At 68.7% G+C, this 24,294-nt stretch carries 22 protein-coding genes; 8 read left to right on the forward strand and 14 right to left on the reverse strand.

Annotated features, from left to right (window positions below; all coding sequences use genetic code 11):
- Positions 1-17: 17 nt before the first annotated feature.
- The 5 genes from OG876_RS40965 to OG876_RS40985 all read left to right on the forward strand — a co-directional run bounded on the left by OG876_RS40965 (position 18) and on the right by OG876_RS40985 (position 5,362).
- Positions 18-1,211, forward strand: coding sequence for an acyltransferase domain-containing protein (locus OG876_RS40965; RefSeq protein WP_328522124.1), 1,194 nt, complete (start codon positions 18-20; stop codon positions 1,209-1,211).
- The gene (locus OG876_RS40970; RefSeq protein ID WP_328522125.1) at positions 1,208-2,203 is read left to right on the forward strand and encodes a beta-ketoacyl-ACP synthase III; all 996 of its coding nucleotides are present in this window, start codon (positions 1,208-1,210) and stop codon (positions 2,201-2,203) included. The genes OG876_RS40965 and OG876_RS40970 overlap by 4 nt, the downstream gene beginning before the upstream one ends.
- Before the next feature lie 79 nt (positions 2,204-2,282).
- Positions 2,283-2,531, forward strand: coding sequence for an acyl carrier protein (locus tag OG876_RS40975; protein WP_130446978.1), 249 nt, complete (start codon positions 2,283-2,285; stop codon positions 2,529-2,531).
- A gap of 116 nt (positions 2,532-2,647) precedes the next feature.
- Positions 2,648-3,883, forward strand: a complete 1,236-nt coding sequence (gene fabF / locus OG876_RS40980) for a beta-ketoacyl-ACP synthase II (protein WP_328522126.1) — start codon at positions 2,648-2,650, stop codon at positions 3,881-3,883.
- Positions 3,884-3,922: 39 nt separating this feature from the next.
- Positions 3,923-5,362, forward strand: coding sequence for an acyl-CoA carboxylase subunit beta (locus OG876_RS40985; protein ID WP_328522127.1), 1,440 nt, complete (start codon positions 3,923-3,925; stop codon positions 5,360-5,362).
- Positions 5,363-5,427: 65 nt separating this feature from the next.
- On the opposite strand, the gene OG876_RS40990 is transcribed toward OG876_RS40985, so the two are convergent.
- The 5 genes from OG876_RS40990 to OG876_RS41010 all read right to left on the reverse strand — a co-directional run bounded on the left by OG876_RS40990 (position 5,428) and on the right by OG876_RS41010 (position 10,139).
- Entirely contained in the window at positions 5,428-6,135 is a 708-nt protein-coding gene (locus tag OG876_RS40990) for a hypothetical protein (RefSeq protein WP_328522128.1), read from the reverse strand.
- A gap of 255 nt (positions 6,136-6,390) precedes the next feature.
- Entirely contained in the window at positions 6,391-6,888 is a 498-nt protein-coding gene (locus OG876_RS40995) for a DUF3145 domain-containing protein (protein ID WP_328522129.1), read from the reverse strand.
- A gap of 271 nt (positions 6,889-7,159) precedes the next feature.
- Positions 7,160-8,113, reverse strand: a complete 954-nt coding sequence (locus OG876_RS41000) for a VWA domain-containing protein (RefSeq protein ID WP_328522130.1) — start codon at positions 8,111-8,113, stop codon at positions 7,160-7,162.
- Positions 8,113-9,075 (reverse strand): DUF58 domain-containing protein, encoded by a 963-nt coding sequence (locus OG876_RS41005; protein ID WP_328522131.1) that lies wholly within the window; start codon positions 9,073-9,075, stop codon positions 8,113-8,115. Before OG876_RS41005 ends, OG876_RS41000 begins: the two co-directional genes overlap by 1 nt.
- A gap of 29 nt (positions 9,076-9,104) precedes the next feature.
- Positions 9,105-10,139, reverse strand: coding sequence for an AAA family ATPase (locus OG876_RS41010; protein ID WP_328522132.1), 1,035 nt, complete (start codon positions 10,137-10,139; stop codon positions 9,105-9,107).
- A gap of 311 nt (positions 10,140-10,450) precedes the next feature.
- Here OG876_RS41010 and OG876_RS41015 point away from each other — a divergent pair, with 311 nt between their 5' ends.
- Positions 10,451-11,311: a hypothetical protein gene (locus OG876_RS41015; RefSeq protein WP_328522133.1), complete on the forward strand. Its 861-nt coding sequence runs from the start codon at positions 10,451-10,453 to the stop codon at positions 11,309-11,311.
- On the opposite strand, the gene OG876_RS41020 is transcribed toward OG876_RS41015, so the two are convergent.
- The 5 genes from OG876_RS41020 to OG876_RS41040 form a co-directional block, all read right to left on the reverse strand.
- Positions 11,308-12,126, reverse strand: coding sequence for an aldo/keto reductase (locus tag OG876_RS41020; protein ID WP_328522134.1), 819 nt, complete (start codon positions 12,124-12,126; stop codon positions 11,308-11,310). The genes OG876_RS41015 and OG876_RS41020 overlap by 4 nt on opposite strands.
- 262 nt (positions 12,127-12,388) lie before the next feature.
- Positions 12,389-13,978, reverse strand: coding sequence for a CocE/NonD family hydrolase (locus OG876_RS41025; RefSeq protein WP_328522135.1), 1,590 nt, complete (start codon positions 13,976-13,978; stop codon positions 12,389-12,391).
- A 57-nt stretch (positions 13,979-14,035) separates the two neighbouring features.
- Positions 14,036-14,971: an oxidoreductase gene (locus tag OG876_RS41030; protein WP_328522136.1), complete on the reverse strand. Its 936-nt coding sequence runs from the start codon at positions 14,969-14,971 to the stop codon at positions 14,036-14,038.
- Between the two features lie 159 nt (positions 14,972-15,130).
- Positions 15,131-16,591 carry a M36 family metallopeptidase gene (locus OG876_RS41035; protein WP_328522137.1) on the reverse strand — a complete coding sequence of 487 codons (1,461 nt, stop codon included), beginning with the start codon at positions 16,589-16,591 and terminating at the stop codon, positions 15,131-15,133.
- A 193-nt stretch (positions 16,592-16,784) separates the two neighbouring features.
- The gene (locus OG876_RS41040) at positions 16,785-17,240 is read right to left on the reverse strand and encodes an Lrp/AsnC family transcriptional regulator (protein ID WP_328522138.1); all 456 of its coding nucleotides are present in this window, start codon (positions 17,238-17,240) and stop codon (positions 16,785-16,787) included.
- 86 nt (positions 17,241-17,326) lie between these two features.
- On the opposite strand from OG876_RS41040, the gene OG876_RS41045 reads away from it, so the two are divergent.
- Both OG876_RS41045 and OG876_RS41050 read left to right on the forward strand, forming a co-directional pair.
- Positions 17,327-17,884 carry an RBBP9/YdeN family alpha/beta hydrolase gene (locus tag OG876_RS41045; protein ID WP_328522139.1) on the forward strand — a complete coding sequence of 186 codons (558 nt, stop codon included), beginning with the start codon at positions 17,327-17,329 and terminating at the stop codon, positions 17,882-17,884.
- A gap of 49 nt (positions 17,885-17,933) precedes the next feature.
- Positions 17,934-19,037 (forward strand): winged helix DNA-binding domain-containing protein, encoded by a 1,104-nt coding sequence (locus OG876_RS41050; protein WP_328522140.1) that lies wholly within the window; start codon positions 17,934-17,936, stop codon positions 19,035-19,037.
- 85 nt (positions 19,038-19,122) lie between these two features.
- Here OG876_RS41050 and OG876_RS41055 read toward each other — a convergent pair whose 3' ends face one another.
- The 4 genes from OG876_RS41055 to OG876_RS41070 all read right to left on the reverse strand — a co-directional run bounded on the left by OG876_RS41055 (position 19,123) and on the right by OG876_RS41070 (position 24,268).
- Positions 19,123-19,950 carry a M48 family metalloprotease gene (locus tag OG876_RS41055; RefSeq protein WP_328522141.1) on the reverse strand — a complete coding sequence of 276 codons (828 nt, stop codon included), beginning with the start codon at positions 19,948-19,950 and terminating at the stop codon, positions 19,123-19,125.
- A 283-nt stretch (positions 19,951-20,233) separates the two neighbouring features.
- Positions 20,234-21,379, reverse strand: coding sequence for a hypothetical protein (locus OG876_RS41060; protein WP_328522142.1), 1,146 nt, complete (start codon positions 21,377-21,379; stop codon positions 20,234-20,236).
- A 15-nt stretch (positions 21,380-21,394) separates the two neighbouring features.
- On the reverse strand, positions 21,395-22,180 hold the full coding sequence (locus OG876_RS41065; protein ID WP_328522143.1) for a hypothetical protein: 786 nt from the start codon (positions 22,178-22,180) through the stop codon (positions 21,395-21,397).
- 156 nt (positions 22,181-22,336) lie between these two features.
- Positions 22,337-24,268, reverse strand: a complete 1,932-nt coding sequence (locus tag OG876_RS41070) for a hypothetical protein (RefSeq protein ID WP_328522144.1) — start codon at positions 24,266-24,268, stop codon at positions 22,337-22,339.
- Positions 24,269-24,294 lie beyond the last annotated feature (26 nt).

The following is a 24,294-nucleotide window of genomic DNA, read 5'->3' on the forward strand; positions in this document are numbered from 1 at the left end:
TAGGGGAGAGTTGTCACGTGCTCGTCATCGTCGCGCCCGGTCAGGGTGCCCAGACCCCAGGATTCCTCGAGCCGTGGCTGGAAGACCCCACCTTCGAGAGCCGGCTCAACTGGCTCTCCGCGGTGGCCGGCCTCGACCTCGCCCACTACGGCACCCAGGCCGACGCCGACACGATCCGGGACACCGCGATCGCGCAGCCGCTGCTGGTCGCCTCCAGCCTGCTGGCCGCGCTGGCGGTGATCCCGCACCCGGCGGACGCCTACTCTAAGGTCGGCGCCGTCGCCGGGCACAGCGTCGGCGAGATCGCAGCCGCGGCGGGCACCGGCGTACTCACGGCCGAGCAGGCGATGGTGCTGGTCCGCGAGCGCGGGAAGGCGATGGCCGCCGCGGCGGCCCAGACCGCGACGTCGATGACCGCCGTTCTCGGCGGCGACCGGGACGAGGTCCTGGCCAAGCTGGCCGAGCACGGCCTGACCCCGGCGAACGACAACGGCCCCGGCCAGATCGTCGCCGCCGGCACGGTCGAGGAACTGGCCGCACTGGCCGCGGACCCGCCGGCCAAGACCCGGCTGATCCCGCTGTCGGTCGCCGGCGCGTTCCACACCCGGCACATGGAGCCCGCGGTCCAGACGCTGGCGAAGTACGCGACCGCGATCAGCACCCACGACCCGCGGACCCGCCTGATCTCGAACCGCGACGGCCAGGTCGTGCACGACGGCCAGGACGTGCTGCGGCGGCTCGTCACGCAGGTGAACGCACCGGTCCGCTGGGATCTGTGCATGCAGACGATGGCCGATCTCCAGGTGACCGGCATCCTCGAGCTGCCGCCGGCCGGCACGCTGACCGGCATCGCGCGCCGGGCGCTGAAGGGCGTCGAGACGTTCGCGCTCAAGACGCCGGACCAGCTCGACGACGCCCGCGCGTTCGTCGACAAGCACGGCAGCCCGTCCGAGATCGATGCCTCGCCGACGTGGCGGCTGCTGGTCGCACCGATGAAGGGCACCTTCACCCGCACCGACCAGGTCCACCGCGAGTCCGGTGACACGGTCGAGGCCGGCGAGGTGGTCGCGAAGGTGAAGAGCCTGCGCGACGAGCTCGAGGTGAAGGCACCGCACGGCGGCATCGTGGTCGAGTGGCTCGTCGAGGAAGGCGACCCGGTCGCCCCGGGCCAGCCCCTCGTCCGCCTGCACCCCAACGGAGGCAACCAATGATCGCGATCAATGCTTCGACCGGTGCTACCTACGCCGGGGTGCTTGGCATCGGGTCGTATCGGCCGCGGCGCGTCGTACCGAACTCGGAGATCCTGGAGCAGATCGACTCCAGCGACGAGTGGATCCAGACCCGGTCCGGGATCAAGGAACGGCGCTGGGCCAGCGACGACGAGACCGTCCTGATGATGTCGGTGCACGCGGCCAAGGACGCGCTGGCCGAGTCCGGGATCGACCCGGCCCAGATCGGCTGCGTCATCGTCGCCACCGTCACGCACCTGTACCAGACCCCCGCGATCGCGACCCGGGTCGCGGTCGAGGTGGGCGCGCCGACCGCGGCCGCGTTCGACATCTCCGCGGCCTGCGCCGGCTTCTGCTACGGCATCGCGATGGCCAACGACATGGTCCGGGGCGGCAGCGCGAAGTACGTGCTGGCGATCGGGGTCGAGCGACTCAGCGACATCACCGACCGGACCGACCGCGGTACGGCGTTCATCTTCGCCGACGGCGCGGGTGCCGCAGTGGTAGGCCCGACCGACGAGCCCGGCATCGGCCCGGTCGTGTGGGGTTCCGACGGCACGCAGTACAAGGTGATCAGCCAGAAGGAGTCGTGGCAGGAGGCGGCCGGCAGCTACCAGTGGCCGCACCTCACGATGGACGGCAACCCGGTGTTCCGGTGGGCGTCGTTCGAGATGGCGAAGACCGCGCAGCAGGCGCTCGACGTGGCCGGCGTGAAGGCCGAGGACCTCGACCTGTTCGTGCCGCACCAGGCGAACATGCGGATCACCGACGCGATGCGCCGGGCGCTCAAGCTGCCCGAGCACATCAAGGTGGCCCGCGACATCGAGCGGCAGGGCAACACCTCGGCCGCGTCGATCCCGCTCGCGATCACCGCGATGCGCGAGTCCGGCGAGGCGAAGAGCGGCGACATCGCGCTCATCATCGGCTTCGGCGCCGGCCTGGTGTACGCCGCGCAAGTGATCCGCCTCCCGTAGCCCATAGTTGTCCGGGGCGGCTCAGGTGGCCGGCCCGGCTGTAGTCAGCCAAGCAGAATCCGAAAGGGAAACCGAGAAGATGGCCAGCACCGAAGAGATCCGTTCCAACCTCGCCGAGATCGTGAACGAGATCGCCGGCATCCCGGTCGAGGACGTCCAGCTGGACAAGTCCTTCACCGACGACCTCGACGTCGACTCGCTCTCCATGGTGGAGGTCGTCGTGGCCGCCGAGGAGAAGTTCGACGTGAAGATCCCTGACGACGAGGTCAAGAACCTGAAGACCGTCGGCGACGCGGTCGCGTTCATCGAGCGCGCCCAGAACGGCTGACAGCGCCGTACGCGTGCTGGCCGGTGTTCATCGGGCCCCAGGTCCGATGAACACCAGCACCGGCGCACCCACCCCTCGCTCCTGTCCCCAGATCTCTCGCAAAGGATGAGGTAAAGATGTCGAAGACCCGAGTCGTGATCACCGGGCTCGGAGCCACCACCCCGCTCGGGGGTGACGTGTCCAGCACCTGGGAAGGCCTGCTGGCCGGTCGCTCCGGCGCCCGGCGGCTGACCGACGAGTGGGTGGAGAACCTCGCGGTCCAGATCGCCGCCCCGGCCGCGGTCGAGCCGACCGAGGTGCTCGAGCGGGTGAAGGCCCGTCGCCTGGACCGGAACGCGCAGCTCGCCGTGGTCGCCGCCCGTGAGGCGTGGGCCGACGCGGGCCTGGCGGACTCCGGACTGGACAAGGAGCGGCTCGGCGTCGCGGTCGCTGCCGGCATCGGCGGCCTGGGCACCACCCTGTCGAACTACGACGCGCTGAAGACCAACCCGCGCCGGGTGTCGCCGCTGGCCATCCCGATGCTGATGCCGAACTCGGCCGCGGCGTACGTGAGCCTGGAGTTCGGCGCGAAGGCCGGCGTGCACGCCCCCGTGTCCGCCTGTGCCTCCGGCAACGAGGCGATCGCGCTCGCCCTGGACCAGATCCGGCTCGGCCGCGCGGACGTCGTACTGGCGGGTGGCACCGAGGGCGTGATCATGGCCCTGCCGCTGGCGGCGTTCGGTCAGATGATGGCGCTGAGCAAGCGCAACGACGAGCCGGAGCGGGCCTCCCGTCCGTGGGACGTGGACCGGGACGGCTTCCTGCTCGGTGAGGGCGCCGGGGTCCTGGTGCTGGAGTCGTACGAGCACGCGAAGGCGCGGGGCGCGAAGATCTACGCCGAACTGGCCGGAGCGGGGATCTCCGCGGACGGTCACGACATCGCGCAGCCGGACCCGACCGGTTCCGGTGCACGCCGCGCGATGGAGCGGGCGCTGGTCGAGGGCGACCTCACCCCGGCCGACATCTTCCACATCAACGCGCACGCCACCTCGACCCCGCAGGGCGACATCGCGGAGTCGCTGGCGATCCGGCTGGCGCTCGGCAAGGACGCCGACCACGCGGTCGCCACCGCGCCGAAGTCGATGATCGGCCACCTGCTCGGCGCGGCCGGCGCGGTCGAGTCGATCGCGACCGTGCTCGCCCTGCACCACCGGGTGGTACCGCCGACGATCAACGTGGACAAGCTCGACGACCAGATCGACCTGGACGTCGCGACGGAGCAGCGCAAGCTGGCCGACGGGGACCTCGCGGCGCTGAACAACTCGTTCGGCTTCGGCGGCCACAACGCCGCCATCGCTTTCAAGACGGTCTAGCAGCACTCCCAGCAGTTCCCTTCTCCCCCGGAGGACGCCATGACCACCGCCCCCGCTGCACCCGCACCGCCGAAACCCACCAAGCTGCCCCGCGAGCAGGACCCGCGCAACCCGGTCACCCGGCTGACGAACCTGCTCGACCCGGACAGCCTGGAGCTGATCACGCCGGACAACCTGTCCGGCATGGTCGCGGCGCGCGGGACCGTCGCGGGGGCACCGGTCATCGCCTTCTGCTCGGACGCCACCGTGATGGGTGGTGCGATGGGCGACGAGGGCTGCGACGTGGTGGTCCGTGCGTACGAGGTCGCCCGGCAGGAGCAGGTGCCCATCATCGGCCTGTGGCATTCCGGGGGCGCCCGGCTGGCCGAGGGCGTGCTCAGCCTGCACGCGGTCGGCAAGATCTTCTACGCGATGACCCAGGCGTCGGGCAAGATCCCGCAGATCTCCGTCGTGCTCGGTCCGGCCGCGGGCGGAGCGGCGTACGGCCCGGCGCTGACCGACATCGTCATCCTCGGTCCGGAGGGCCGCATCTTCGTGACCGGCCCGGACGTGGTCCGCTCGGTCACCGGTGAGGACGTCGACATGCTCCGCCTCGGCGGGCCCGAGCCGCACGGGCGGCGCTCCGGCGTCGTCCACATCACCACCGACTCCGAGGCCGCGGCCATCGAGCGGGCCCGGCAGCTCACGGACCTGCTCGCGAACCAGGGCACGGTCTCCACCGACGTTCCGGACACCGATCTGTCCGGATTCCTGCCGGAGTCGGCCAAGCGTGCGTACGACGTCCATCCGCTGGTCGGAGGGGTGCTCGACGAGGACTCCTCCGTCGAACTGCACCAGCGGTGGGCGCCGAACATCGTCACCACGCTCGGCCGGCTCGGTGGGCGGACGGTCGGCGTGATCGCCAACAATCCGCTCCGGCTGGGTGGTTGCCTGGACGCCTTGTCGGCGGAGAAGGCCTCGCGGTTCGTCCGGATGTGCGATGCGTTCGGGGTCCCGCTGGTCGTGCTGGTCGACGTACCCGGGTATCTGCCGGGTGTCGGTCAGGAGTGGGACGGCGTCGTCCGGCGTGGTGCCAAGCTGCTCCATGCCTTCGCGGAGGCCGTCGTACCGCGAGTGACGCTGGTGACGCGGAAGACGTACGGCGGGGCGTACATCGCGATGAACGCACGATCGCTGGGTGCGACCCGGGTGTTCGCGTGGCCGCGGGCCGAGGTCGCCGTGATGGGTGCGGTCGCCGCGGTCCGGGTCCTGCACCGGCGCAAGCTGGCCGAGGTCGACCCCGAGCTCCGCCCGAAGGTCGAGGCCGAACTCGCCGCCGAGCACGAGAAGATCGCCGGCGGCCTCGACCGGGCCCGCGAGATCGGCGTCGTCGACGAGGTCGTCGTCCCCGAACGGACCCGCTCAGCCCTGGCCACCGCCATCGCGAAGGCAGAGTCCACCGGCACGGTCCGCGGTCGGCACGGCAACATCCCCCTGTAGCCGCACCACCCGCGGTGGCCCGCCGGATCAACGGCCGTCGCCGGTGTCCCTGACGCCGGTGGAAGCTACAGGCCGGGGCCGATGTCGCCCAGTCCGTTGGCCATGCCGCCGTCGCCGATCCGATGAAGCGGACCCGTGATCTTCGCCTCGGAGATGTACTGGGCGCCACCGCCCTGGGCGAAATAGCCCGAGCTGTAGGGCAGGACCGCCTTGCCCGCCTCCCAGTACGGAACCCGGCGGTTGCCGATGACAACCATGCGGACCTCGGGCTCCTCGCCCTCGTGCAGCCGCGCCGCGTCCTGCGCACAGACCGCGATCTTGCGGGTCCCGTGCTTCGGCTGGTTCCAGACGACGTCTGTGGTCGAGGGACCGTGCTGCGGGTTGAAGAAGCACGGCACCCGACGCTCCGGCACCGGCTGACCAGCACTCCGCGCGAGCACGCAGACGATCGCGTACCGCCCGGTGGCGAGCGTGTCGGTGATCGTACTGACGTCGTTCGCCGATCGGAGTTTGGCAAGAGCCTGCTGTGCCGCCTCGTACGCCGCCAATGCCCGTTGATAGTCGAGCCGCCCGTCCGCGTCCAAGTCGTCCGCCTGCACCCGCTCCCCCAGCCGGGCCAGCTCTTCCCCGAACTCAGTCACGTCTTCCCCGGCCAGCCGCTCGATCTGAGCCAGCTCCTCCGAGTCGACCTTCCGGGCGGCCCGCCGTACCAGCAGTTGCCGCCCAGCTCCGACCAACGCCCCACCCGCCAAGACCACGAGGATCCACTCCATCGACCCACCATAGGTCGGACATCCGTCCACGTCAGCGGCGATTTGGTCACGACGCACGAAGGGCGCGGACCCTGAGGTCCGCGCCCTTCACGTGGTGCGGCCGCTGTTTTGCGACAACCGGGGGTGTCCCGACACCCGGTGGCCCAGCGGCCACGGCCCCTCCCACCCTGGTGAGATGTCTGATGCTCAGTCTCATCGAAAAGTTCGGGGATGTCCTGCCGTTCACAGCTTTCTTCTGAAGTTCTCAGGAACCGTTCAGACGACCTGGTGGAGCCACCGCACCGGCGCACCGTCACCGGCGTACCGGAAGGGCTCCAGCTCGTCGTCCCATGGCCGGCCCAGCAAGCGTTCGACCTCCTCGGTCAGGTCGGCTTCGCCGCTCGCCGCCTTCAGCATGGCCGCCTTCAGCCGCTCCTCCGGCACCATGATGTCGCCGTGGACACCGGTGGTGGCGTGGAAGACACCCAGCGCGGGCGTGAACGAGTACCGGTCGCCCTCGACACCGTTGCTCGGCTCCTCGGTCACCTCGAACCGGAGCTTCTGCCATCCGCGCAGGGCGGATGCCAGCTTCGCCGCGGTCCCGGCCTCGGCCTGCCACGACAGCTCGGCCCGGTACTGACCCTGGGCCGCGGGCTGCGGCGTCCAGTCCAGTTTCACGGGCACGCCGAGGATGCCGCCCGCGGCCCACTCGACATGCGGGCACAACGCTGACGGCACCGTGTGGACGTAAAGAACGCCACGAGTCGTCGCCACCGGGACCTCCTGTGCTCGAGGGGCGCCTTCCCCAGCGTTCTCGAACAACCGTCGTCGATACCCGGCAGTACCAGCATCCCACCGGGCACAACCACACCCCGCGGAACACTGCGTACATCTTGCACCACCGACCCCTCCAACACCAGCAACCTCGCCGTGTCAACTACATCACCGTCGTGTCGCGATTCTGATCAGGCAGACGAACGCCGTGAACTGGAACTCCGCCTTGGCGTGGCTGACCGCGTACGGCGACAACGAGAGCTGAGCCGGCCTACGGGAAGCGGGTGGCCAGCGCGATGCAGGCGCCTGCGGCGGCCAGGGTCAAGAGCATCGCGATGCCGGCGAACCGGGCGGTGACTTCCTTGTCGACCTTGTCGTAGCCGACCGAGGAGCCAATGTCCTTGTAGACGTCCTTCAGCTCACCCGCGGACTCCGCGGTGTACGCCTCGCCGCCGGTGGTTTCGGCGATGGCGCGCAGCTCGGTCCGGTCCGGTGGGACGCGCTGCCGGATGCCGTCCATCTCGATGAAGCCGGAGTCGGTGCCGAAGCAGATCGTGTAGATCGGCGTGTTCTTCGCCTTCGCCGCCTGGGCGCCTTCCTGCGCGGTCCGGCCGACCGTCCGCTTGCCGTCGGACAGCAGCACGATCCGGGCCGGGGCCGGGTCGTTCGGGTGCTCCGGGTCCGGCGGGACCTGGGTGAGCGCCTGCAACGAGGTGAAGATGCCCTCACCGGTCGCGGTCGACTCGGCGAGCTCGAGTCCGTCGATCGAGCGCAGCACAGTGGCGCGGTCGGTGGTCGGCGGCACGATGATGGACGCCGTACCGGCGAAGTTGACCAGCGCGACGTTGAACTTGGCCGGCAGCGAGTTGATGAACTCCTTGGCCGACTCCTTCGCCGCCTCCAGCCGGTTCGGCTCGATGTCGGTCGCCATCATCGACAGCGAGACGTCGATCGCGACCACGATGGTGGCCCGCTCCCGCGGCACCTTGACCTGGTCCTTCGGCTGCGCGAACGCCACGATGCAGGAGAGCGCGGCCAGCAGCGCCAACGTGACGGCCAGGTGCCGGCGCCACTGCGGGCGGCGCGGAGCGACCCGGTCCAGCAGGGCGATGTTGGTGAAGCGGAGCGCGTACTGCGCGCGGCGGTGCTGGAGGTAGATGTACCCGGCAACGATGACCGGGATGATGAGCAGGAACCACAACCTGGCCGGAGACAGGAACTCCATCAGCGAGCCACTCCCTTCGGCGGTTGGTGCAGGCGGGGCGCCACTCGCCGATAGGCGAGGACGAACCGCACGGTGTCGGCGACCCAGTCACGATCGGTCCGCAAGACCAGATGCCCGGCACCTACCCTACGCAGAGCGGCCCTGGTTCGTTCCCGTTGCGCCAGCGCGGCTACCTCGAACGCCTCCCGGACCTTGCGCCGCCGGGTGTCGATCTCCCGCACGGCACCGGTCTCGGGGTCACCGATCGTGACGACGCCGATGTTGGGCAGCTCCAGCTCCCGCGGGTCGACGACCTCCACCGCGAGGACCTGGTGCTGCGCGGTGAGCTTGCGCATCGCACGCTCCCAGGACGGCTCGAGCCGGCTGTCGACCTCGCCGTCCTCGGGCGTGAGGAAGTCGGACACGACCACCCGGAGACCACGCTTGCGCTGCGTGCGGGCCATCGACTCGAGCGCGGCGGCCAGGTCGCTACGGCGCGCCTCCTCGTCGCCACTGAACTGCTCGGCGAGCAGTGCCCGCAGCAGACCGTAGAGCGCGAGCCGCCCGGACCGCGCCGGCCAGCGCCGCAGTGCCGAGTCGCGCAACATCAGGCCGCCGAACCGGTCCCCCAGCCGGTGGGTCAGGAACCCGACCGTGGCGACGGCCGCGACTGCCAGCTCGCGCTTCTCGAGTTGCGACGTACCGAAGTCCATCGACCCTGACAGGTCTACCAGCGCCCACGTCTCGAGCTCACGGTCCGCGATCAGGTCCCGGACGTGCGGGATCGTGGTCCGCGCGGTCACCGCCCAGTCCATCCGCCGTACGTCGTCGCCGACCTGGTACTCGCGGGCCTCGGCCAGCTCGGTGCCCGGACCGGGCAGCAGGCCCAGGTGTTCTCCGTGCAGATAGCCCTCGAGACGCCGTACGACGGTCAGCTCGAGCCGCCGGAGCGCACGTTCGGGAGCGAGCTGCGAGATCGTCATCGCAGCTCGTGGATCGGGGCGGTTGGGCACTACACGAACTCCGGACGGCCGGTGCCGTCGGCGCCGTCGCGCCACACGGGCTGCGGCGGCGGGACGGTGGCCAGGATCCGCTCGATCACGGCCCGCGGGTCGATGTTGTCCGCGACCGCGTCGAAGGTGAGGCCGAGCCGGTGGCCCATCACGTCGAGTGCGACCGTCTGGACGTCGCTCGGCAGCAGGTAGTCCCGGCCGTGGATCAGGGCCAGCGCCCGGCCGGCCGCGATCAGGCCCAGCGTCGCGCGGGGGCTGACGCCGAGCTCGATGATCGGCTCGAGGTCGGGCAGGTGGAAGTCGGACGGTGTCCGCGTCGCCATCACCAGGCGTACGGCGTACTCCGCGACCAGGTTGTGGACGAAGACCTGCTCGGCGGACCGCTGCAGTTCCAGGATCGTCTCCGGCTTGAGCACCTGCCGCGGCTCCGGCGGGTCGACGCTCATCCGGCGGAGGATCTCGAACTCCTCGTGCCCCCTCGGGTGCGGTACGTCGATCTTGACGAGGAAGCGGTCCCGCTGCGCCTCCGGCAGCGGGTAGACGCCCTCGGACTCGATCGGGTTCTGGGTGGCGATCACGATGAACGGCTTCGGCATCGGGAAGGTCTGGCCGCCGATCGACACCTGCCGCTCGGCCATCAGCTCCAGCATCGCCGACTGCACCTTGGCCGGGGCCCGGTTCACCTCGTCGGCGAGGACGAAGTTGACGAACGTCGGGCCGAGCTCGATGTCGAACGTCTCCCGGGTCTGCCGGTAGATCCGGGTGCCGACGATGTCGGAGGGGACCAGGTCAGGGGTGAACTGGATCCGGGCGAAGGTGCCGCCGACCACTGAGGCGAAGGTGCGGACCGCGAGCGTCTTGGCGACGCCGGGAACACCCTCGAGCAGGCAGTGACCCTTGGCGAGCAGCGACACCATCAGGGTCTCGACCATGTGCTCCTGGCCCACGATCACCCGCTTGACCTCGCTGAGGGCCTCGCCGATCAGCCGGGACTGCTGGGCCACCGATCCAGCCGGCACAGTGGTTTCGGTCATGCCTGTCCTTCCGGGGTCCGCGCTCGGACCTTGTCATTCCCCACTTCACGCAACACCGGTCATTCCATCAGATCCCCGGGTCCCCCGGGCGCACGGCCCACCAGGGTGCTTCCCCATCCTCCCCGGTTGATCAAGTCGCCGCACCCCACCCACTCCCCGCCGACTTTGTGCACCACATCTGTACGGCGACGGCCGCGACGTACGGATCCCGTGCACAGAGTCGCCTGAGGCGGGGCTCGGGCGGGGTGGGGCGGGGCTGTGTGGGCGGCTGTGGCGACAGTGCTACCAGGGATGTGGTGGGATTGGGGGTGATGACTGCGACCGAATCACAGGCCGAGGTGCGGTCGGCGGAGACGCCGGACGACGCGCCCGCGCGGGTGATTCCGGCCGCGCTGCCGTTGCAGCCGGAGGATCCGCCGCGGGTCGGCGAGTTCTGGCTGCGCGGGCGGCTCGGGGCGAACGCGGCCGGCTACCTGTACACGGCCAGTGACGAGACCGGCCGGGACGCGGTGGTCGCGATGATGACCGAGGGCTCCGCGGACGACGCGGCCGCGCGGGAGCGGTTCGTGAACGCCGTCGACGACCTGCCGACCGAGGCCGTCCTGGCGCACAACGACTCCGATGACGACGACCTCGCGCTGTGGGCCGCGATCGGGCCGATCCGGTCCGACGACGGGACCAGCGCGGCGTCGGACGAGCGCCTGATCGCGGAGCGTCGCGGCGAGGAGGTGCTGTCCGCCGTCCTGATGGACCGGGTGCCCCAGCTCGGCCGTTTGCGCGGACCCGACTTCCGGCACTACTGGGAGAACCGGCGCCGTCCGGGCCTGTTCCGGATCTGGCCGCTGCCGTGGCCGGCCGTGCTGCGCCCGGCGTCGCGATGGGCGCTGGTCCTGGCGCTGCTGATGATGGCCGTCATCATGGCGCTGGCGGTGTTCCTGGCCTGGCTGCTGTTCCGGCATGCCCAGCCGCTGGAGCCGGAGCCCGTGATCCCGACGCCGACCGGCACGGTCACGGTGACGATCACCCCAACCACCCCGCCGCCGGGCTCCGGTTCCGGTTCCCCGTCGACGGGCACGCCGAGCCTGACGCCGTCGCCGCTGCCGACCACCGGGATCCCGACCGGCATCCCCAGCTCGCCAGGATCGCCGGGCTCCCCGGGCGACAAGTTCTAGGAGAGCAGGCGCTCGAGTTCAAGATCGCGCCACAGTTGGGCCGGCACCGGCTGCCGGACCAGCGCCGCGTCCGCCCGGATCTCGGCCGGCGTCGAGGCCGCGATCAGTACTGAAGTGACCGCGGGATGCCTGCTGGGAAAGGCGAGTGCGGCCTGCGGCAGGGACACGCCGTACCGCCCGCACACCGCGGAGATGCGGCGGGCCTGAATCGCCGCGGGGTCGCTCGACTTATCGGCCTGCAGCACCTGCGGCGTCAGTACGCCCGACACGATCACCGACACCCCGCGCGCCAGGCAACGGTCCAGCAATGGCGCCGCAGACTGGTCTAGCAGCGAGTACTGCCCGGCGAGCAGCACGCAGTCGAGCTCCACATTGCGCACCAGTCCATCGAGCTGTCGCCACTCCGCCGACACCGCCCCGACCGCCTTGATCACACCGTCGCGCCGCAACTCGTCCAGTGCCGGGTACGACGCTTTGCCCTCGGCGAGCACGAGATCGACTGCCAGCCCGAGCCGGTCGCTGCTCGCCCGCAGGGACGCCCGGGCATCGTCGCCGGCCACCTTCGTGGACACCATGAACTCACCTCGGGGCCGTCGCTGCAACGCCGTACCCAGTCGCCGTTCGGAGTCGCCGTACGACGGTGAGGTGTCGAAGAACCGGATACCGGCCTGGTACGCCGCGTCGACGGTGGCGACCGCGGTCGCGTCGCCGTCCGGGCCTGGTGACTCGCCGAGATGCGATCCGCCGAGCCCGAACCGGGGAGGCCGGAACCTGCTCACCGATCGAGGCGCGAGCGCGTGACTGGGAGCGGCCATCGCACGGTCACCTCCCTGGTCGGTGGTACTTACCAGGATCCTTGGTGTGCGACGTGTTCGCATCCCCAGAGCGCGCGGTTTTCAGCGCCTGCCCGTCGACGGAGAGCTTCAGCTTTGCCCTTGGCCGCCGGTCAGGTGATACCACTGACCGGGTTCTGCTCGGTCGGCGACACCGCCCGCAGGCCGGCTCGGACCGCGTCTCACCGACGAGCCGTCGCACCGTAGTTGCCTATGGCACCCTTCCTTCGAGCGGGTAGAACACTCAGGCTATCGGGATGGTGATCCAGGATGGGTCGGCGGCCGGCGAGCTGAAGGTGACCGAGGTGCCGATCGTGCTGTGGCCGAGATAGCGCGGGTCGACCGTGTCGACCACGAGGACCAGGTGATGACCGACGGGGACCTCCCAGCTGGTCGCCTCCAGTCTGAGGTCGATGGGCAGCGGCTTGCCTGGGGTCGCGCCGCGAAGGGTCAACGGTTTGTGCGAGATCAGCGAGCCGACGCCGAGCGAGTCGACGTCGTACAGGTAGGCGAACAGCGAGGTGTCCGGACCCGAGGGCTTCATGGTGAGATGGAGCTTCGGTGCCCCGTTGACGACAGTTGCACTCGTCGAGACCGGACCGGACCAGACCCCGGCGAACGACCTGTCCACCAACGGCGTCGCGACCCCGGTCGGAATCGACAGCAGCCCTTGCAGTGCACCCGATACCAGCGCAACCCCACTGTCCGCGATGGTCGGTAAGCCGGCCGCGATCCCACTCGTCCAGCCCGTCGACGACTGCGATTGCAGAGCGCCGGTCCGCGACAATCCGGTCGGCTTGGTGAGGTACGACGTACGCGATTGCCCGACCGCGGCCCAGTTCGGGTAGCCGCGCCAGACGCCGCGCTGCGACTTCAGCTGGACCGGCGCCTCGGTGTCAGCGCCGTTGTCCGCGCCGGTGAGGTAGTGCCGCAGCCACGCGGTGAGCTCGTCCCAGGTCTCGTTGGGCAGGCCGATCGCGCCGGTCACCTCGGGGGTGGCGTGATCGCCGTGGGCGAGCAGCAGCCGCTTCGGGCCGGTCAGCCGGGTGAAGAAGTCCGTGTACTGCGACGGCGGGAAGATCGAGTCCTCGAAGGCGTTCGCGAGAAAGACGGCCGGGTGGTTGGCGTTGATCTGATCGACGACGGTCGCGGCCGATCGCTGGGGCGAGAGTTGCCTGGCCTCGGCGATCGCGCCGTCGAAGTCGCCGGTGACGAACTTCGTCTGCAGCGACGCCATCTCCGGACCGGGCCGGCCGGTGATGTTGCCCAGGGCAAGCAGTCCGGCGACCGACTGGAGCGCGACGGTGTCGTTGGGATCGAGTGAGCTGATCAGGTCGGCCCACCCGCTCATCGCGCCGACCGCCTTGATCCGTGGGTCCCGCGCGCTCGCGAGCAGCGACGTACCGGCGCCGTACGAGATCCCGACCGCGGCGACCCGGCTGGTGTCGGCCGGGGTGTGCTGATCGGCCCAGTCGATCACTTTGGTGACGTCGGCAACGGTCGGCGGGCCGGCGATGTCGATGCCGCCACCGGAATCCCAGAAGCCACGACTCGAGTACGCGATGACCTGGAACCCGGCGGTCGCGAGCTTCGTCCCCTGACCGACGTACTCGACGTTCGGCACACCCCAGCTCGACGGCATCACCACGAGCGGGAACGGCCCGTCACCCTGGCCGGTCGGCGTCAGTACGACGGCGCCGAGCGAGATCCCGTCCGCGCCGGGGATGCGTTGGTACGACGTACTGAAGCCTGCCGCGGCCTGGTCGGCGTCCGCGCGGGAGCCGACGGTGAGCAGGATGAGGGCGACTGCGACGGCGGCTGCGAGTCTGCGCACGGGGCGACCTCCGGTTTGGAATTACCGGAGGGTAACCACAAGGTTGCCCCTGTGTCACTACCTGGGCACGGTGAGTGCCGGATCCACGCCGGTCGCCTCGACCGACCACTCCCAGAGCCGCTTGGCCAGCTCCGGGTCTTGCGCCGTGCGGGTGGGTAGCACGATCTTCGGCGCACCGCGGTACTCCAAGAAGCTGGGACCGACGTACGAGCCGGGGCGCAGATCGGGGTTGGTCGCCGCATAGAGGCTCGGCCAGGCACCGGCGGCGGCGGACTGCGCGAACAGCCGGTTCCCGGCAGCCATCAGCTTCACCATGAACTCCTGCCCCGCCAGCTGCGGGCCGGCGGCCTGCAGGTGAGTGGACGCGTAGCCGGGGTGTGCGCCGGCGCTCAGCAGATTGACGCCGGCGGCCCGCGCGCGGCGGTCGAGCTCGAGCATGAAGAGGAGGTTGGCGAGCTTGGACTTCCCGTACGCGTCCCACTTGCGATAGCCGCTCGCCGGGCGGCGCAGGTCCTCCTGCGTGATCCCGCGAACCGTCTTGTGCATGGAGGAACTGACCGTCACCACCCGAGGATCCGGTGCCTGTAGCAACAACTTGAGGAGGCGCCCGGTCAGTGCGAAGTGACCGAGATGGTTGGTGCCGATCTGCAGCTCGAACCCATCCGCGGTCTGGCGGTACGGCGGCGCCATCACGCCGGCGTTGTTCACCAGCAGATCCAGCTTGTCGTAGCTCTTGGCGACCTGGTCGGCCGCCTTCTCGACACTCGTGAGGTCGGCCAGATCCAGCTCGACGACCGTCGGCTCCCGGCCGGACGCCCGCGCCAGGTCGGTCGACGCCTGGGCCGCCTTCGCCGGATTGCGCGCCGCGACGAGCACGTCGGCGCCGTGTCTGAGCAGCTCGAGGGCGGTCTCGTAGCCGAGTCCGCTGGTGGCGCCGGTGACCAGCGCCCGTCGTCCGGTCAGGTCAGGGATGTCCGCCGTACTCCAGGTCATGGGGCCTCCCGGCCTGGACTGAGGAGCGCAGGGAGCGAAGCGACCGGAGCGACGAGGGAAGGCCGGGAGTAACAGCCCCGTGGCCCGCCGCGCCGGAGGCTCGGCATCAATACCGTCATGCGCCCACAGTAGCCGTGGGCGCACGACCTGGTATCGCGGTCAGAGAATCTTGCGGTCCTGGAAGGCCTTGGTGACCTGAGCGGCCGCGGGCTTTCCGTAGAGCAGGCGAGCGGCCTGGACGACGTTGCGGGCCGCGGCGGCGAAGTCGGTGTCCGGCGCGTAGAAGAACGTCGACTCCAGGATCACCTTGTTGGCCTTGTTCCGGCCGAGGGCCTGGTGGATGTCCCACAGCGCGTTCGACCAGATCTCACCGTCGTCGTGCACCTCGCCGGTCATGTCGTCGGTGGTCTTGCCGGTGTCGGTACGACGCAGGCAGTGCGGCTCGGTGGACGTGTAGGACGTCGCGTCCCAGTCCATCACGCACGGCAGGTTGAAGCCCTTGCTGACCGGAACGGACATGGTCACGGCCCAGTAGTCGCCGAAGCCCTCTCCGATCGCGCCGCCCTCTTCCGTCTCGCCGAAGCCCGGCACGATGTCGTCCTGGATCGCGTGACCGTACTCGTGCCAGATCACCTCGGCGTCCTCGGCGTCGTCGACCCCGCCATCACCGGTCGTGATCATGTCCGTCGACGGGTCGTAGAACGAGTTGTCGTCGCGGATCGTGTCGACGGAGAAGTCCTGGGACTCGTTGTTCGCCTCGGTGAAGCCCAGCTGCTGGATGTACTCCTGCGCCTGGTTCACGTGGTAGTACACCATCACCTGCTCGAACTTGTTGTTCGCGCGCTGGTAGACGAACGTGTTGGTCTTGCTCTGCGCGAGCCCGCCGTTGCCTTCCTTGATGTTCACGAAGGCGCCGTTGAGCTTGCCGGAGCCGTCCAGATTGCGCAGGACCACGTTCTTCTGCGCGAGGAACAGGACATCCTGGTTCTTGTCGTTCATATCGGTCAGCTTCTCGTTCTTCTCGCTGACCACCGGGTTCGGGTCGAAGACCGAGCCGCGGCCGTCGACGTTGTCGCTGACCACCTTCGACTCCACCACCGAGCCGGTGTCGGCGTCGACCAGCGAACGACTGACGCCCTCGGCCGAGCGGGACGTGACGGCCCAGACCAGGCGCGCGTGCGGGCCACCGACCACGGCGAGTTGTGCCGCGCCTTGGGACGCGGCCGGCGCCTGCGGGTCGCTCTTGCCCGGCGCGGCGATGCGAGCCCGCTGCGCCTTGGCGGTGACCACGGCGTTGGCCGACTGGGTCGCCGTCGCCGGCGCCACCTTCGCACTCACGTCCAGGTTCGCCGGTACGGCGTCCCGTCCGTCGGCGATCTCTACTCCGCCACCCTTGGTCACGTGCTTGGCGTAGTACCCGTCGATCACCGGCAGGCCCTTGAAGGTCTGCTGGTACCAGTAGTGCTTGCCGAGCAGCGACGTCTTGGTCTTGATCAGCTTGAGGTCGCCCAGGCTGTTGGCCTCCGGCGCGGCCCCTGCGGCGCTGGTGAAGGACAACCCGAGCGAGATGGTGGCCAGTCCGGTGGTGACGGCCACGACCGCCGTACGGCGTTTCGTCATACGTTCCCTCCCACGTTCGTGTTGCGTAACGCAACCACTACGATCCGTCGCGACCCTAGTTCGGTCAGGCACCCGCTGGGAAGCAGAAGCGCCCGTCATTCCGCGGCGGCAAGGGAAAACCTGCCAACCCCCGGCGACCAATCCGATGACACCGGGCAGCACCTCGACGCCTGTGCGGACCGCGCCGCCGCGTTCACCCGAACGCGAGAGGCTTGGTCGGGTAGCTGCGCAGGACCAACGAGGTGCTGACGGGTCCGAGCCGGCCGATCGCGTCGACGACCTGCTCCAGCCGGCCCGCATCGGGCGTGTGGACGTCGAGGAGGAAGCAGTCCTCGCCGGTCAGCCGGTACGTCGCGGTCACCTCGGGGAGACCGGCGAACAGTTCGAGGGCCTCCGGGATCCGCGCGTGCAGCGTCCGGACCCGCACGGCCGCGTGGATGTTGAGCCCGATCCGGGCCGGATCCACGATCGCCTGGTACCCGGTGATCACGCCGGACCGCTCGAGCCGCTGAATCCGCGCCGACACCGCCGGCTGCGACAGGTTCACCTTCCGCCCGATCTCGGCGCCGCTCAACCGGCCGTCGGTCTGCAGGATCGCCAGGATCTCGCGGTCGATCGGGTCCAATGAATTCGTGGTCGGTTCGCTCATCTGCCTTCAATCCATCAGCTCACGCCATCGCAGACCGATGATCGGCCTCATGCTGGCAGCACTCATCACCTAATGGGAGCTACCTCATGCACTTCATCATCATCCCCGGCCTCGACGGCTCCGACGACAACCACTGGCAATCGCGCTGGGAATCCGGCTGGCTGCGCGGCGCGACCCGGATCGCGCCCGCGTCCTGGACCCATCCCGACCTCGACGACTGGACCGCAGCGATCGACAGCGCCGTACGTCGCCACCCGGACGACGACGTCGTCCTGATCACCCACAGCCTCGGCTGCCTCGCCGCCGCCCATTGGCTCACCACTGCGTCGCACACCGTGCGTGGGGTCTTCCTGGTCGCGCCACCCGACCAACTCGCGCCGACGTTTCCGACCGCGCTGATCCCGGCCTTCGCCTCGATCGACCCCGCTCCCCTCGGTCTCCCCGCCGTACTGATCGCCAGTGAGGACGACCCGTACTGCACCGTGGAGGCCGCCGAGCGCCTCGCGACCGCCTGGGCGGTCCCGCTCGTCACGACCGGCCGCCACGGCCACCTCAACTCCGACAGCGACCTCGGCGAATGGCCGGTCGGCCAGCAGCTCCTGACCAGCTTCCTGGAACCCTTTCGAGTAGAGGACCGATCATGACCGCTTCCCCTCCTAGCGTTGGCGCCGACGCACAGGAGAGGATCCCGCCATGACGAAGCTGAGTCTGCAGGCCCTGAACCGCGCCACGCTGCACCGCCAGTGGCTGATCGAGCGCCAGGACGCGACCGCGCTCGAGGCGATCGAGCATCTCGTCGGCATGCAGGCCCAGTCGCCACTCGCGCCGTACGTCGGGCTGTGGACCCGGCTGAACGGATTCCAGCCGGCCGAGCTCGTCACGTTGCTGGAGGAGCGGCAGGCCGTCCGCGGTTCGATGATGCGGGCAACGATCCACCTGATGTCGAGCCGCGACTTCCTCGCGTTCCGCCCACTGATCCAGCCGCGGCTCGAGCGCGAGGTCTTCCAGAACATCACGTACGGGCGCCATCGGCTCGAGGGCCTCGACATGGACGCCGTACTCCGGGCCGGCATCGACCGGATGACCGAGGGCCCGGCGACCGCCGTACAACTCCGCGAACACCTCGCCCCGCTCTGGCCCGACCGCGAGCCGGCCGCCCTCGCCCACGCCGTACGCTGCCTGCTCCCCACCATCCAGACCCCACCCCGCGGCATCTGGGGCAAGGGCGGCAACCCCGCCATGTCCACCGCCGAGCTCTGGCTCGAGTCCCCCGTCGATCCCAACCCCGTGGTCGACGACCTGGTCCTCCGCTACCTGGCCGCCTACGGCCCCGCCTCAGTCGCCGACGCCCAAACCTGGTCCGGCCTGAGCCACCTCTCCGAGGTCTTCGACCGCCTGGACCTCCGCCAATACACCGACGCGAGTTCGGGCCGCCCCCTCTACGACCTCCCCCACATCACCCTCCCCGACGAGTCCCTGGAGGTCCCCACCCGCTTCCTCCCCGAATACGACAACCTCCTCCTCTCCCACGCCGACCGCACCCGCTGGATCGACACAGCCACCCGCCAACGCCTAACCCTCCAAGAGGTCCTCACCAAAGGCTCCCTCCTCCACAACGGCCAAGCCAAAGCCCTCTGGAAACTAACCAAACCCACCAAAACCAAGTCCGTCCTCGAGATCGCCCCCTTCACCAACCTCCCCCGCAAAACCTGGCAATCCATAGAATCCGAAGCCCACAACCTCCTAACCTTCACCACTCCAACCACCACCCACGAAATCACCCGCCTCGAGGCGTGAAAGCACAACAGCCCGACCACAAGGGTCGAGCTGTCATTTCGGCGGCTGAGCCCGTCGCTGGCTGAGGCCCGGCGAACTGCGGGAGTCAGCCTCGAGCGCGCGGGGGAATGCCTCCAGACTGCTCGAGTGTGTTGACTCGTTCCACCAACGACGGGGTGTTGGACATCACCTGCGCTCGCCGGCTCTGGTCGCGCCCCAGCATTTGCTGATGCTGCATCTGCCATCCGTACAAGACCTGCACCAGCGTGCTGCCGTAGCCCAGCAGCGCGGCCTTTCGATCGGCCTGCTTGACCTGCCAACGATTGAGCCAAGCAAGCAAGGGCGGCGCAATGAACGGCGTCAGGAACAGGACTGGCCAGATGTACCCATGTCCCAGAGCAAAGACCGCGAGGACCAGTCCGATGTAGGCCATGACGAGGAATCCCCCGATGAGGCAACCGACCGCAGGGACGCGCCTCATCAGTCGGGCAACGGCCCGGACGACGATCAATCCACAACGAGCGGGTATTGAGTACCAGAAGCTGATCATGCTCAGCCATGAACGTCCGCCGAGATGGTGACCGAGCTCATGTGCCAAGACTGCTTCTAGATGCGACGGTGGCAGCGTGTAGAGCGCCCACCGCGTCACTGCGACCACGTGACCTGGGGTTGGAGTCGCGTTGACCTCATCGGACTCCTGGATCCACAGCGACAACCGCCCATCCCGCACCTCGGAGTGCTGTAGAAGGTGGTGCCAGACGGGACCTAGCCGCTCTTGCTCGATCAGGGTCGGTTGGCGTAGTCGGAACAAATATCTGGCGAACAGCGCCTCCGCGGGAGCCACGAAGATCACTGCGCCTGACAACACCCAGAGGACCACGACGATCCAGCCCCAACCGAAGCCGATCGCACCTGCAATCCAGACGACGAGCACCAAACTCCAGAAGAACCACGGGACCGCTGTCAGCAACGACGTCCACGCGGAAGGTTCCGGAAGGAATCCAGGTGCACGGGGGCCTGGGCTTGCGGACCCACCATCCGCAGGGCCTGCCGGCGGCAGTTCGCGCGGCGGCTGACCGCTGCCCGGAACACTATGATTCGAAGGAGGTAGAGGCCCGGGATAAGAACCCGCGGCCCAGCCACCATTTGGGTCGTTGGGGTCACCGGGGCCTGTCATTGGAGCCTCTCTTTGTGCGGGTCGGGCGTCTGGGCCATTATCAGTACATGGACACGTGGACGTGGTCGAAGTGGCCGCCGGTGGCGTCGGTGGGGTTGTAGACGCCGCCGCCGTTGTAGGGGATCCAGGTACCGCGGCGCGCGGACCAGATCTTGCCGTACCAGATTACGTAGTGCACGCCCGTCTGGGCGGCTGTCTTGATGGCCCAGTTGGCGATCTGGTCGCCTCGGGCCTTGGCGGGCGCCGACTTTCGCGCGTCTGTGCCGACCATGACGTCGCACGCCTTCCCTCGAGGATGGTCGCTCGTGGGGTTCCAGGCGTGCGCGTCCCAGCAGCTCAGGCTGAGGGTGCCGAGGTTCTTGCGGGCCCCGGCTACCCAGGCCGCCGTACGCGGAGTGACCCTGCCGCCCGTGCCGCTCGGGTCTGTCACCGTCGCCTGCTCGTCGGGCCAGACCCCATTGACCGGTTGGCCGTTGACCAAGCCGCCGCCCTGTTGACAGTTGTCGTCCTGCTGGAGTCCCTCATCGGCCGAGCCAGGCGGTGCTGCGCCCGCTCGGCCTGCGTACGGGTTACCCGAACGGCTGAGGTCGATACCCGCTGCCGACGCGATCTGTCGCGCTTCTTGTTCACGCACTGCATAGCGATCAGGGAAGGCAGACACCTGGACGGCCTGTGCCGCGTCGCCGAGAGCCATTGACGGCCAACCATTGATGTCGACCAGGCCAGGCGGGTTCGGCGCGGCTGAACCTCCGAAGAACGCCTCGGCCGCGTAGTGCGGATCCATGATCTGTTCCTTTGATCCCCAGCCGGCCCCAGGTCGCTGCTGGAACAGACCGACTGAGTCCGCATCGCCGTACGTGAGGTTTTGTAGGTCAGACTCCACCAAAGCCGTCATGAGCGCGATCAGCGTGGCCTGACCTGGCAAGCCGCGCTGAACGGCGACATCGTCGATCAGCTTGGCGAAGGCGACCTGGGTGGCGCGAAGGGGCCCGGTCGGATTCGGATTCTCAGCCTGACCTGGACCCAATGGGAGGCAAGCGGCCTGCGGCTGGCCGGTACCGCCGAAGGGCGCCAGCATCAGCAGGCTCGCGACGCCGATGACCGCCAGCGCTGCGGCGCCTTTGACGAAGACGCCTCTGCTCGCGACCGCAAGGAAACCCCGACCGAGATCACGTTCGTCGAACATCGCAATCCCCTACTGTCATGGCCCGGTACCGCCAGACACCTCACTGATCAGCCATTGGCCGTTCTGAGTCACCAGCGTGACGAGCAGGGGTACGTCGAACCGCTGGGGGTGCTTTCCGGTGACGTCGATCGTGACTTTGACGAACCGCGTGATCCGGGCCGGAGTGTCGACCGGAGCCTCCGCGTTGGTCGGCGGGGCACTGACCGGCCAGGCGATGACTGTCGACTTCCCCCCGTCGCTCTTGAGTGCGTCGTACGTCGGATCACCCGCCGACGTGAAGCTCGCTGCCACCTCCTGAGTCATGTACTTGGCGCACTTCGCCACCAGCGCTGTATAGGTCTCCGCGCTCGGATCGCGAGTGTAGAACGCTCTCGCCCAGGCGCCGACCTTGTCCGTAGCCATAGCCGTCGATTCCGCGGATGGGCGCTGGGTCTGCGGCGGTGGAGTGGTGAGCGGTGGAATGGTGCTGGACGGCGTGGGCTGAGCGGGCAAGGTGTTCGACGGCTCGGTCGGAAGGACTACCGAGCGGCCGGGAGTCAGCACGCCGATCGGCGCTCCGTCGCCAGTGCTCTTGCCTCCGAACAGCCGCGGCAGACCGCCGCCGAGCCCGAGGATGAGGATCGCCAGAACGACAACGGCGGCCACGATGACCGCAGGACTCATCGGCTCCGCCTGCCGCTGGTCGCGCAACCACGCCATCCGCTGCGCGTGATCATCACGCCGCCAGTTCTTCTTCGCGCGGCGCCGATCACGACTGTTGAGCTCGTCGATCTCTTCGGGATAGTCGTAGTCCGCACTCATCAGCGAACGCCAACTGTCCGGCGCGTCCGGGCGCGTCCTGCCCGCGGGATCCTGCCGATCGGCATCCGAGTGGCTAGGTTCTGGGCGGCGATTGCGTGATCGGCTCGCGCCTTCGCGACGGTCTCCTGGAGATCGTGGGTTCTGGGCCATCCGATATCACCTACGCGTCGGCACGTGCACCGTCACGCCGTCCTTCGTGACAGCGGAGTACTCACGGAACCTCCGCTGCTGCGAGGTCGGCGCCTTACGCCGGCTGCGCTGCCCCTTCGGCGGCCCTTCACGCAGGCTCGCGGAATGTGTGTGAATCCTCGGCTCGTACCTGATCTCATTGGCCGGCGCCGGAATAGGCCGCCGAGAATGCCGAGCCTTCGACGCCTCGCCGCGCGAGGCCTTCGCCGCAGCACGTCCTCCCGCGGCCGCGACCCCAGCAGCCGTGACCGAAATGGTCCGACTCCCTTCGCCTCTGGACTGCGTGCGGGCTCTGGCGAGGTTCAGTGCGGACGTGCCCCGGCTCGGAGATGCGCTCGCCGCCACTCTGCCGCCATCACTAGCCGCGGGCTGGCCACCTGGTCCGGTGCCACCACTGGGCGCCGCGGTCGCATCTGCACGTCGCCGTTCTGCACCAGTCGTGAGCTCGTACGGCGAACTCCCCGAGGACGCTCGGCCCAGCGAGCCGACCACGGGAGCCTGGCGATACACGCGCACGGACGACACCCGCTGGGGACTCGAGTCTGCCGTCCTGGTGCGATCTCGGTTCCGCTCAGACGGCGCCGGCGCCGCACCACGGCTGCTCAACGCGCCCATGATCTTTCTGACCGCACCCATAGCGCCCCGACGGGCCATTCCACCCAGCATGATGCTGCCCGCACCAGGCCGCATCATCGTCGTAAGGCTGTCGAGCAACCGCCGAAGCCGGAAGCCGACGATCAGCACAACGATGGCCAAGCCGGTCACGGGCAGCCAACCGAGCGACCCGGTCAAGGTGAAGACGGCGGTGACAAGCGTGAGAGCCGTGCCGAAGACCAGCATCGCCAAGAATGACTGAAGCACCAGACCAACCAGAGCTTCGAACCAGTTGAGTCCCCACTGACGCGGGCGCCCAGGAATGATCCACAGGCAGGCAAAGAACACACCAACAACAAGTAGTAGAAGCGCACCGATAAAAGCCATCAGCGCCGTGAACGCCAAGCCGATGTTCAGGAATCCGAACAATGTGGCTGCGATCGCCGCGAGCATGACCACGGCGGTCCGTCCGAAAGGATTGTCACCCTTGACCCACTTCGCCGTCGGCGAGTCCTCACCACCTTCGGCGGGCACGACGACCTTGTTCACGTAATCCGCTCGGTCCTTCGCATTGACGCCGACGTCGAGCATGCCCTTGCCATATCGCTCACAGGCGGCGATCGACCCAAATTCTGCGATACACCACGGGGTCACCGCGAATCCTCGCCAGCTCGCGTCCGCTGACTTCCGGAGCAATGTGTCCCTCGGCGTACCCGTGAATCCTGGCTCCGGCCATGGGATGGGGCTCTGCATGGTCGGCCCCAAGGCGTCGGACGAAGCGGACATGACGGCACCCGCACCGAGCTGCCGGGCGCCATCGACCCCGCGCAACCAAGTGGCCGGCGCAAGCGCGAAACTGATGCTGAGCACACCAGCGACCAGGACCCATACCAACTGTCCGAGGGCACTTCCGGTCGCACGCCGCTGGGTGTACGCAACTACGGCGCCGAACGCGAGCGCCGACGGTAGCAGCCAGCCAACCAATTGACTCCCAGTCGCGCCGATCGTCGCAGATGTGGCGTCCGTCAACGGCTTCACATCGGTGAACGAGAAGAGCCACCATCCTACGGAAATCGCCGCTCGTGTGATGGCAACGATGTACATCATCACGAGGTACGCATATCCGTTGAAGATCATGTTGAAGGTGTCGGATATGCCGGTGTCGAAATCGAGCCCATAAGCCATCGGGCTGTACTGCTCGAAGAGGGTGCGGGTGTCGCCGTGGGTCAGGTCGGGGGTTGGGAGTAGGTCGGCGAATCCGGTGGGGTTCGTCGGGCCCTGGTTGGGGTCGGCGGCCAGGGCCACCTGACTGGTGACGATGAACGAGATTG

It is taken from the genome of Kribbella sp. NBC_00359, from assembly GCF_036097425.1.
Taxonomy (GTDB): Bacteria; Actinomycetota; Actinomycetes; order Propionibacteriales; family Kribbellaceae; genus Kribbella.

Coding starts and splice junctions, on each gene's coding strand:
- OG876_RS40970 (WP_328522125.1), top strand. CDS start 1,208: ATGATCGCGATCAATGCTTCGACCGGTGCTACCTACGCCGGGGTGCTT.
- OG876_RS40975 (WP_130446978.1), top strand. CDS start 2,283: ATGGCCAGCACCGAAGAGATCCGTTCCAACCTCGCCGAGATCGTGAAC.
- fabF (WP_328522126.1), top strand. CDS start 2,648: ATGTCGAAGACCCGAGTCGTGATCACCGGGCTCGGAGCCACCACCCCG.
- OG876_RS40985 (WP_328522127.1), top strand. CDS start 3,923: ATGACCACCGCCCCCGCTGCACCCGCACCGCCGAAACCCACCAAGCTG.
- OG876_RS40990 (WP_328522128.1), bottom strand. CDS start 6,135: ATGGAGTGGATCCTCGTGGTCTTGGCGGGTGGGGCGTTGGTCGGAGCT.
- OG876_RS41000 (WP_328522130.1), bottom strand. CDS start 8,113: ATGGAGTTCCTGTCTCCGGCCAGGTTGTGGTTCCTGCTCATCATCCCG.
- OG876_RS41005 (WP_328522131.1), bottom strand. CDS start 9,075: ATGACGATCTCGCAGCTCGCTCCCGAACGTGCGCTCCGGCGGCTCGAG.
- OG876_RS41010 (WP_328522132.1), bottom strand. CDS start 10,139: ATGACCGAAACCACTGTGCCGGCTGGATCGGTGGCCCAGCAGTCCCGG.
- OG876_RS41015 (WP_328522133.1), top strand. CDS start 10,451: ATGACTGCGACCGAATCACAGGCCGAGGTGCGGTCGGCGGAGACGCCG.
- OG876_RS41020 (WP_328522134.1), bottom strand. CDS start 12,126: ATGGCCGCTCCCAGTCACGCGCTCGCGCCTCGATCGGTGAGCAGGTTC.
- OG876_RS41030 (WP_328522136.1), bottom strand. CDS start 14,971: ATGACCTGGAGTACGGCGGACATCCCTGACCTGACCGGACGACGGGCG.
- OG876_RS41035 (WP_328522137.1), bottom strand. CDS start 16,591: ATGACGAAACGCCGTACGGCGGTCGTGGCCGTCACCACCGGACTGGCC.
- OG876_RS41040 (WP_328522138.1), bottom strand. CDS start 17,240: ATGAGCGAACCGACCACGAATTCATTGGACCCGATCGACCGCGAGATC.
- OG876_RS41045 (WP_328522139.1), top strand. CDS start 17,327: ATGCACTTCATCATCATCCCCGGCCTCGACGGCTCCGACGACAACCAC.
- OG876_RS41050 (WP_328522140.1), top strand. CDS start 17,934: ATGACGAAGCTGAGTCTGCAGGCCCTGAACCGCGCCACGCTGCACCGC.
- OG876_RS41060 (WP_328522142.1), bottom strand. CDS start 21,379: ATGTTCGACGAACGTGATCTCGGTCGGGGTTTCCTTGCGGTCGCGAGC.
- OG876_RS41065 (WP_328522143.1), bottom strand. CDS start 22,180: ATGAGTGCGGACTACGACTATCCCGAAGAGATCGACGAGCTCAACAGT.